General features: G+C 54.8%; 2 protein-coding genes. Both read right to left on the bottom strand.

Annotated features, from left to right (window positions below):
* Positions 1 to 568, bottom strand: a 568-nt coding sequence (locus Q7U95_RS04865; protein WP_308752344.1) for a hypothetical protein, incomplete at its 3' end; no start/stop codon positions are given.
* A 17-nt stretch (positions 569 to 585) separates the two neighbouring features.
* A partial coding sequence (alr, locus tag Q7U95_RS04860) for an alanine racemase (protein WP_308752342.1) occupies positions 586 to 1,251 on the bottom strand: 666 nt, incomplete at its 5' end.

Genomic DNA, 1,251 nt, shown 5'->3' with positions numbered 1-1,251 from the left:
AAAACAGCGTAAGTGCCAACCCGACGATTATGAATAGAAACTGGATGAGGTCGGTTTTGAGTACGGACAGTTGCCCGCCCGCGGCGCAATAGGCGGTTATTATGCCCGCCGTGATGAGCAGCGACGCGGCATAGCTCATATCGCAGCAGCTCGCGACTATCTTTGCCGCCGCGATATACTGGGCGGCGATTATGCCCGTCCATGCGATTATGATTATGAAGGTGATGAGTCTTGCGCAGTTTGTGCCTATCAGCGTTTGAGCGACATCGGCCAGCGTCCTTGCACCGGTATCGCGTATCCTGCGGACGACAAATACCGCCGCGACAAGCAGCCCCGCCGCCCCGCTGCCAAGCCACAGCACGGCACTCGCCCCTTTCGTGAAGGCAAGCTGAACAACCCCGATAGTAGCCGATGCGCCTATCACGCTTGCGAGTATCGAAGCGGCAACAAGCATTGTGCCGCGTTTGCGTCCGGCAAGGATGAAATCGTCAAAGTTCTTCACCCGCGAATAGTCAAAAAAGCCTACGCCTATAATCGCGATAGCGTATATTATAAGTAGTAAAGTCATATTATTCCAGCGGCAGTTTATCGCACTACAACCCGCATAAGGTGGTGGTGCAGTGATATAAGTATCTCATAGCAAATCGTGCCGGCGATGTCGGCAAGGCGGTAAACGCCCGCGGGCGATTTGTGGTCGCTGTCGATTATCGTAACCCAGTCGCCGACCTTGGTCGAGGGTATGTCGGTTACGTCAACCATAAACTGATCCATACACACCCTGCCCATAACCGGCGCGAATTTTTCGCCGATACGCACGCAGGCGGCATTTGAAAACGCCCTCGAATAGCCGTCGGAATAGCCAAACGGTATGATGGCCGAAAGCGTGTCGCGCGTGGTGAAGTATGAACGTCCGTAGCTGACGGAGCGTCCGGCGGGTATGCGTTTGAGATGCACGATCGGCGCCTGAAGTTCCATAACCGGCGAAAGCTCGATGGCCGGTTTCCTCTGGGAGCGCGAATAGTAGCCGTACATAGCTATGCCGCAGCGAACCATATCGTAATGCGCCTCCGGCATCTTCATCGCCGCGGCGCTGTTGGCGGCGTGAACGATGACATCCTTTCGCCCTTTGATACCCGAGGTATCAAGGAAGCGGTTGAAGTTTTCAATCTGCTCGTAAGCAAACGACAAATCGTCCTCGTCGGCTGTCGCGAAATGCGTGTAAATGCCGCTGAGATTGAGATTGGGGTTTGA

It is taken from the genome of Candidatus Oleimmundimicrobium sp., from assembly GCF_030651595.1.
In the GTDB taxonomy this organism is placed as follows: domain Bacteria; phylum Actinomycetota; class Aquicultoria; order UBA3085; family Oleimmundimicrobiaceae; genus JAUSCH01.
This window is presented reverse-complemented; position numbering and strand designations above follow the sequence as displayed.